We start from the raw sequence: 456 nt of genomic DNA, 5'->3' as shown, positions 1-456 counted from the left end.
GCCCTGCACCCACTCGCGGGCCATCATCAGCGCCGACGAGCCGGTGGCGCAGTTGTTGTTGACGTTGACGATCGGGATGCCGGTCAGGCCCGTCTCGTACAGCGCGCGCTGGCCGGCGGCCGACGGCTGGAAGACGTAGCCGACCGCGGCGCGCTGCACCTGGTCGTACGAGACGCCGGCGTCGGCGAGCGCGGCACCCACGGCCTCGGACACCATGTCCGGGTACTGCCAGTCACGAGACTCGATCTTCTCGAACTTGGTCATGCCGACGCCGACGACGAAGGTTCGGTTGGCCCGCATTTGATCCGACACAGTAGAACTCACTTTCCGGGCTCGGGGTCACGCGGGAGCCCGAGGATCCGCTCGCCGATGATGTTCAGCTGAACATTGGTGGTACCACCTGCGATGGACATGCACTGGGAATTGAGGAACATCTGGGTCGCCGACATCCGGTGC

General features: G+C 65.6%; 2 protein-coding genes. Both read right to left on the bottom strand.

Going from position 1 to position 456, the window contains the following annotated elements; genetic code table 11:
* Positions 1 to 300 (bottom strand): thiolase family protein (locus tag AC1DYG_RS19685; RefSeq protein WP_477641538.1); only part of this gene is annotated, 300 nt, incomplete at its 3' end.
* 20 nt (positions 301 to 320) lie between these two features.
* On the bottom strand, positions 321 to 449 hold the full coding sequence (locus AC1DYG_RS19680; RefSeq protein ID WP_477641539.1) for an acyl-CoA dehydrogenase family protein: 129 nt from the start codon (positions 447 to 449) through the stop codon (positions 321 to 323).
* Positions 450 to 456: the final 7 nt, after the last annotated feature.

Source organism: Pedococcus sp. P1_H8 (assembly GCF_056405175.1).
This window is presented reverse-complemented; position numbering and strand designations above follow the sequence as displayed.